This window comes from Candidatus Nitrosotalea sp. FS (assembly GCF_011319475.1).
Taxonomy (GTDB): domain Archaea; phylum Thermoproteota; class Nitrososphaeria; order Nitrososphaerales; family Nitrosopumilaceae; genus Nitrosotalea.
This window is the reverse complement of the sequence record NZ_RCMC01000068.1, coordinates 1-7,256: the sequence shown is the minus strand read 5'-3', so window position 1 is coordinate 7,256 and position 7,256 is coordinate 1. Positions and strand designations below refer to the sequence as shown.

8 protein-coding genes are annotated in these 7,256 nt (G+C 37.4%); 5 read left to right on the top strand and 3 right to left on the bottom strand.

Annotation, left to right across the window (positions count from 1 at the left end; translation table 11 throughout):
- Positions 1–445 precede the first annotated feature (445 nt).
- Positions 446–730 carry a hypothetical protein gene (locus DYY66_RS03035; protein ID WP_166286109.1) on the top strand — a complete coding sequence of 95 codons (285 nt, stop codon included), beginning with the start codon at positions 446–448 and terminating at the stop codon, positions 728–730.
- 324 nt (positions 731–1,054) lie between these two features.
- On the opposite strand, the gene DYY66_RS03030 is transcribed toward DYY66_RS03035, so the two are convergent.
- On the bottom strand, positions 1,055–1,942 hold the full coding sequence (locus DYY66_RS03030; protein WP_166286107.1) for a thioredoxin domain-containing protein: 888 nt from the start codon (positions 1,940–1,942) through the stop codon (positions 1,055–1,057).
- A 172-nt stretch (positions 1,943–2,114) separates the two neighbouring features.
- Here DYY66_RS03030 and DYY66_RS03025 point away from each other — a divergent pair, with 172 nt between their 5' ends.
- From DYY66_RS03025 to DYY66_RS03015, 3 genes are all read left to right on the top strand, one after another.
- Positions 2,115–2,594, top strand: coding sequence for a hypothetical protein (locus DYY66_RS03025; protein WP_166286105.1), 480 nt, complete (start codon positions 2,115–2,117; stop codon positions 2,592–2,594).
- Between the two features lie 201 nt (positions 2,595–2,795).
- Entirely contained in the window at positions 2,796–3,140 is a 345-nt protein-coding gene (locus DYY66_RS03020; protein ID WP_166286103.1) for a hypothetical protein, read from the top strand.
- 8 nt (positions 3,141–3,148) lie between these two features.
- Positions 3,149–4,213: a YncE family protein gene (locus tag DYY66_RS03015; protein ID WP_166286101.1), complete on the top strand. Its 1,065-nt coding sequence runs from the start codon at positions 3,149–3,151 to the stop codon at positions 4,211–4,213.
- Here DYY66_RS03015 and DYY66_RS03010 read toward each other — a convergent pair whose 3' ends face one another.
- Positions 4,214–4,810 carry a PadR family transcriptional regulator gene (locus tag DYY66_RS03010; protein WP_166286099.1) on the bottom strand — a complete coding sequence of 199 codons (597 nt, stop codon included), beginning with the start codon at positions 4,808–4,810 and terminating at the stop codon, positions 4,214–4,216.
- Between the two features lie 80 nt (positions 4,811–4,890).
- Between DYY66_RS03010 and DYY66_RS03005 the strand changes: the two genes are divergently transcribed.
- Positions 4,891–5,331, top strand: coding sequence for a chromate resistance protein ChrB domain-containing protein (locus tag DYY66_RS03005; RefSeq protein WP_166286097.1), 441 nt, complete (start codon positions 4,891–4,893; stop codon positions 5,329–5,331).
- Positions 5,332–6,038: 707 nt separating this feature from the next.
- On the opposite strand, the gene DYY66_RS02995 is transcribed toward DYY66_RS03005, so the two are convergent.
- On the bottom strand, positions 6,039–7,157 hold the full coding sequence (locus DYY66_RS02995; protein ID WP_166286093.1) for a N,N-dimethylformamidase beta subunit family domain-containing protein: 1,119 nt from the start codon (positions 7,155–7,157) through the stop codon (positions 6,039–6,041).
- Positions 7,158–7,256: the final 99 nt, after the last annotated feature.

Here is a 7,256-nt window from a genome sequence, read left to right as displayed (position 1 = left end):
CGCAACTCTTTTCTTTACATGAAATGAATACGGTTTTGAAAAAATAGACACTGGAATTTACCTNTGCCTTTACAAGAAAATCAGAGTTATCGTCTTCGGACATGGTATAATGGTACCATCGTTGGAACATATAATTGAACAATGTTTCTACAATCATACGCAACTCTTTTCTTTACATGGAATGAATATGGTTTTGAAAACACTGGAATTTGTCCCACAATGCCAGATTGGAACTAATGATCCCATGCCAGTTCCAGACTCTTTTCATATAGTAAACACAAAGTGACTACATCTTGGAATCTAGCATATCATGCGTAGAGGAATCAGTGTACGCTATGGACTACCAGCGGAGGAAGAAAGTNAAGTGACTACATCTTGGAATCTAGCATATCGTGCGTAGAGAAATCAGTGGATATTATGGACTACCAGCATAGGAAGAAAGCCAATGGGTAGAATAGACTCCAAGGAGATGAAGACAGTAGTGGTACTTGCCATAGAACACACACTCTTGAAGATAGGCAAAAAGACATTGGAAAAAGTTCAAGAAGAGATGCATCAAAAATACAAATGCGATATATCAGACTGTTATGAACATCCAGAATACCTAAGCAAGATTCTCAAGGATCTCTTTGGTGATTCACACCATGAAGTTGTAAGAGACGTAAACAAGTATCTTGACGAGTTTGCTTACCAAAAACCAATAGCTGAATTTTTAGCCAAGATCAAGTAACATTAAAACAATTTATAGTTGTTCAGGATTTGGTAAGTTCCTACACAATACTGTCTCATTTTATTCTCTAAAACAATGGTAAAATTATCAGATATTCTCATGGGTATTGAACTAAAACTGTGATACTCATCAAAGGTTCAAATCTACTAGAAATAACCTGCAAATACATTAGAACACAAGTTTCATACTTGTTTTTCTCTGTTAATCATAGTCCAACAACAACATTCCTGCCAAGTACAGTTTGGACATTGTTTTGGAGATACACTTTTCTTACACTCATCAGGCAAACAGTTACAGTCTGCACATTTTACCTGCATTCTTTTTTTAATTCCTTGCAAAATATAGTAGACGTGTCTTTGATAGTACAATTGTTGAAACTATTGCAATCACAAGTACAATTGATGCTAGTGTACCAAACTCAGGAACTGCACTGGTAGAGATCTTGTCTATCGTATCTGCAAATACAGCAGCTGGCTGTGGACCGTCTATCTCAGTTGTTGTACCATCTGGTGCCAGTATAAAGAAAGCCGGAGTCTCCTTTACCCCTAGAGATGTACCAACTGCCTTGTTGTGTGATACCCTGTCAGCATATTTTCCTGAATCAAGGCATGAATTGAATTGATTTGCATCAAGCCCGATTTTAGATGCAATTGATTTTAGATTGCTTGAGCTGGCCCAGCCTGACTGGATTGCACCTTGGTTTTGATATAAATAATCATGATAATCCCAGTATTTTCCCTGATCACTTGCACAATAAGCTGCCTGTGCAGCAACTGGAGAATCTGGACCTATGAATGGAAAGTCCATGAAATACAAATTGGCCTTGTTGGTATCAATGTAGTTTGTCTTGATTGTAGACTCTTCATTTTTGAACCACTGGTCACATTTTGGACACTGATAGTCACCAAATTCCACTATTGTTACCTTGGCACCAGCAGAACCCATCACCGGTGCTGCCATTGATGTGTCAATTTTTTCATTTGATATCATGGAACTATTCATCATTGATTCACCGTTCATCATGGAACCATTACCCCAGCTTCCCGACATGTTACTTTTCATAGAATCATCATGCATCATGGTACCGCTTGACATTGAATCATTTTTCATCATTGTACCACCTGACATGGAACTGTCTGCACTAACTTGCGATACAGTCAACAATGTTATTGAGGCAAAAGCGATTAAGAATAACTTTTCCACATTTTGCATTTGCAGATAGAATCACATTTTTGCTTATAACTTTTGTTCCAAATCTATGTGGCATTTTGACAATGTTTTGATATGGTACGAAAACATTTTTTCACAGTACAATTTGGAAAAAGAGTTAAATCGTAAATTTGCCATTTTATGTCATGTACATAATCAATACTATGGAGTCATCATGCAAAAACAAGCAATACTGTTAGTATTTTCAAATCTGCGATACACTATTTTATCAATATCCATTTTTGCAGGATTACTAATTTCACTATCATTTCTTTCAGAATTCATCTTTACTAGTCCAAGACTCATTTTTTACGTACCCTCATACGCAATACCCAATTTTTTGCTCATAATAATAGTGGCTGCACTGTCAGGTCTTGTGATAAGCATGAGCATTTTTAGGATCCGCATGATGAGAAGTGGGATAAAGTCAGGCTCTGGATTTATTGGTTCCATCATAGGCGCAAGTGCCGGTGCCTGTAGTTGCGGCTCGATTGGATTTGCGGTGGTTTCGGCTTTTGGAGCAGTAGGTGGAACTCTAACTGCGTTTCTTACCAACTATGAAATTCCTCTAAGACTTGTGTCAATTGGAATTTTGATCTACACATATTACGTAACCGCAAAAGGATTAACTGCGGAATGCAAGATTCAGAAATAAATTAATTTTCTAAATCAGTTTTATTGATAATGATTTTTTATCTAAAGATATCAAGAACTGATCCGTGTGACAAATGATAGGTATTGAATTGATTCATCTACCCATAAGGTTTTTAATCAAATTTTCACTTTATCATGATTTTTTCCGATCTGCAAAAAACTCTTAAATGAGTAGATTATCTACCTAGGTAGTAGATCTACTATGAGAAAATCTCTGGTCACAGGAGCAATCGGCGGTGGAGCCGCAGTCGTGATAGCCATAGTGGTATTAACACTTCACGGCTCTACCTCTCAATATTCCCTGTATGTAGACGCTAGGACTGAGACAGGCGATGGGGTATCAGAATCACATGTAACTATCCAAAACTCAGGTTATGCACCACTAACAAACCTCAAAGTCGACTATGGTAACTCTACAGACAAGATTCCAGTCCTCAATCCGGGGGAAAGAGTAGTCCTGTCTCCACCGTCTTTGTCAAAATCAGTTACAATTACTGATGATCAAGGTCTTACCGTGACAAAGCCTTTTTCAGAATTTAATGAGTAGATAAAATCATGCATTTAACAGCAAACCGAAAAATCTTTGTAGCTATCGGTATTGCAGTAATTGCAACAATTGCCTTTTTCACATATTCAATGCAAAATGAAGAAAGAAATGAAACTGGACAAAATAATGCAAGTCTTAATAGTAAATCTCTTGATTTGGTTCAGAGCATCTCATTACCAAATGTCTCTGGAAGAATAGATCATATGGATATTGATATTGCAGGACAGAGATTGTTTGTATCTGAACTAGGAAATAATTCCATAGACATTATTGATCTAAAAACTGGAAAGCGTATCAACTCCATCTCTGGACTACATGAACCTCAAGGTATTGCCTATGTTCCGGATGCCAGAAAAATTTTTGTTGCAAATGGAGGAGATGGTACTGTTCAAGTTTTTGATTCAGATACTTTTTCTCTTGTAATGACAATATCTCTTTCAAACGATGCAGACAACATGCATTATGATGCCTATCAAAAATTAGTATATGTGGGCTATGGAAACGGAGGTCTGGCTGTAATAGATCCTGTAAAAAATACCGTGATTGACACCATAAAACTAGATGGTCACCCAGAATCCTTTCAGATCTCAGACGAATTGCAACCTGGAATCTTTGTCAATGTACCAGAAAGTAATTCCATATCAATAATAGATGCACAAAAAGGATCAGTGATTACAAAATGGCCAAACAGTGGAGCAAGCGGTAATTATCCAATGGCATTAGATGAGGAGGACAGAAGGCTATTCACAGTTTACAGGTCTCCGTCTCAGCTCTCTGTACTTGATACCAATACAGGCAGCCCAGTGGCAAAATTAGATGTGGTAAATGATGCAGACGACATCTGGTTTGATGGGAAAAATAAGCAGATCTACCTTACTGGAGGCGAGGGTTATCTGGATGTAATATCCCAAAAGGATCAAAATGACTATCAAGAGATAGCAAAGATTCCAACAGGCCAGGGTGGTAGGACATCTCTTTTTGTGCCTGCGTCAGATAGGCTGTACATTGCAATCCCAGACTATTTTGGACAGGCTGCAAAAATTGAAGTTTTTGAGACTCATAAAATCAAATAGCTAATCGATGTCACGTTTGGAAGATTTTGCATTCCATTCCAATTCCAAGTGGATCTCAAACTTGTCATGGCCTTCTTTGCTCTTTTCCTTGGCATAAAGAAACTTGAACTCTAGTGGTTCGGTGGGATTTTTTACAGAAAATTTCTTTGCAGATGGTATGATCTTGTTCATTTCAAAACTCGATGTACTCTGCAATGATTTTGCAATATTTGTAAAGACTTTAGCCAAGTCATCCTTGGCAATTTCAGATTTGTGGCGAAACACAGCTTGATGGGTCTCCCAATGATTTTCTATTATCTCAGCCATCTTTGACCAGTGGATCATGGACTCTGCAAGCTCATTTTGGCCCTTTTCTGTTATTGCGTAATGTTTTCTGTCTGGTGCTTTATCCATAAACTCAACCTTGCTTGTTACCGACTTGCTCTTCTCGAGTTTTTCCAATGCAGGATAAATTGTACCTGTTTTTGGTTTCCAATATCCTGAGAATTTTTTTTCAAGTTCTTTTATGATTTCATAACCATACATGGGTCTCTCCGCTAGTAGCAACAATAGCCATAATGAGACTGCTCCTACCTTCATTCCCTTTTGTTTTATCATGATATCATCACTCTGTATATTGTGCTAAACAAATCTTATATAAGTAGATCATCTACATAGTTAGATATCAGTAGTGTTCTATGAAATGGGTAACAAGAGAGCATGCAAAGGTAGACAGAATAGCTTGTCCGTGGCTAATCAAGAATTTTGTAGACAAGGATGCTGAATTTCTATTTGTCCCAGTTGATAAGGTGATGCAAGTTGCAAAGGAGCAAAATGCCACACCATTTGACGTGCCACATGTAGAACTAGGTCATCATGACGATGAATGCTCCTTTGATGCCATTGTAAAAAGATACAGTTTGGATAAAAAAGATCCATCTCTTGCGGAGGTTGCCAAGATAGTGCGAGGAGCAGACACTTCAAACAGGACACTTACGCCACAGTCTGAAGGCCTGCTAGCTATTGCATATGGATTTAGCATGAATACAAAAGATGATCATGACAACATGAATAAACAATTTCATGTCTATGATGCACTCCATAGTTTTTGCAAATGGAGAATGAACCATCAAAATTAGAGAGTATTANTAACCATCATATCATTTGGTATTGTTTCGACAAATCCATCCTACTCTTTGTGTATAGGAACATTCCAACCAAGTATACAAAAAGACAATGGAACTGATGCAGAAGGTTATCATACTTATTTGGCATCCATTAATAATAATCAAACATATCCCATCAAATACAAGATTTCAGGTGACGCAGTGATAGAAACAATATCTTCAGAAACAATATCTCCAACTTTGAGCATTATTGTACGGGAGGTTCCACAAGGAGGCAGTCTTACTATTCAACTTCCAACAAAATTGTTAGGTCTTTACAGTGCAGGTGGTTACAATGTTGCTGAAGGTGCCAGATGTGCAGCCATTGTTGGGAAAAGTTTTCCAACGCCAATAGAATCGAATTTGAATTTTACCACTGTAGAGTTTCCATTGACGAACTATAGTGGTGTAGATGAAATGATCTACATAACAGGAAACTACCAGCAACCAACAACTACAGCAGAATTTCCTTCACCATTAAAACAATTCGAATCGGGAACTTCAGCAAATGATGTTACATGTAGGCAAGGATTGCAGTTGATTTTCAAGTTTACAAATGGTACTCCTGCATGTGTAACATTTCAAACCAAGGAAAAATTATTGGAAAGAGGATGGGGAACCGAAGTTCTTGCGCATTCTCATCCTCCAATATNACCAAACCCACCCGCCAAGTCAGATTTCTAATAATCTTTTATTATTTTTAATATGGTCATGTTAGCAAAAATGCTATTCTCAGGATAACAATCCCACATTATTCCATTGTTTATTTTGTAAAAGGAATTGTCTGAGCAATTAGTATCATACTCCTTTGGACTATTATCATATTTCCATCCAAATGCATTTAAGATTCCCTGATATCCATGTCCCCGTACAAGCGTGATGGTATCGTTTTTGTAGTTCACATCCACTTGAGCATATAATGGATTTGCATAAAGGTATACCACCTTTGGATGATGAGTTATTGCATCAAACTCTTTTTTTGTCACATATTCATTGTGAAGAACAATAACCTTGTCATAGTGGTTTAGGATCTCTGGATTTTGGTCAACATCAAGGTCTGTTATGGTGTCATAGCCAAGCAGAGATAGTGCACCAACAGCATTTTCGCTTGCAGCAAATCCTCCAGGCATGTCAAACACAATCTTTTTTGTAAGGCAGCTTGAATCGCAATCATTCCTGTAATAGGTGTAAAATCCAGGCTCCCAGTATGCAGTGGATGTAAAGATGGGAACTATTACAACGGCAGTGTGTGGCTTGTCCCACATTGCTATTCTGTCATAGGTGCCGTTGGCCTCAAATTCTGGCTTTAATGCAAAGTGCGCTTCTATTGGAACTGGTTTTCCATCTATGATAGTAAAGTCCTTTGAATATGCATACATCCTAAACAGTGGGGAATAACCATGGTATGATACTTCTGTAAGTCCCTTCTTGTCTATTATGCTAAGAGTTTTGTCAGAGACTTGAATGGAATTGTTCTTTATGAGATACTCAATTGAGCTTTCAAACTCTTCTTCTGTGATAATATTGTCTGCATAATATCTTGCTACACCCTTGAACCAGGATGGAATTTTATCATTTGAGCCAGGTACATTATCAGGTACTGTAACAGTCTTTGTTTGAATCAAATAGGATAATGCAATTAGGAATTTCTTGTCGTGTGTTTTATTTTCGGACCACCACTTGGCGGTGTTTTTTACCCATTGTGGAATTTGGTGCTTGTCACTTTGTGCATATACAAGATTTGATGTTACAAGTGTAGAGATTAGGAGTAAAATAAGCAAATTTTTGTAGATAGACATTCGTTCAACTGATCCCTAGTTTTTTAGGAAGAAATATGCATCCAGACAACGAGATGATGCTTATTCATAACTATATAATATTTTTGGAAAAAAATTCAT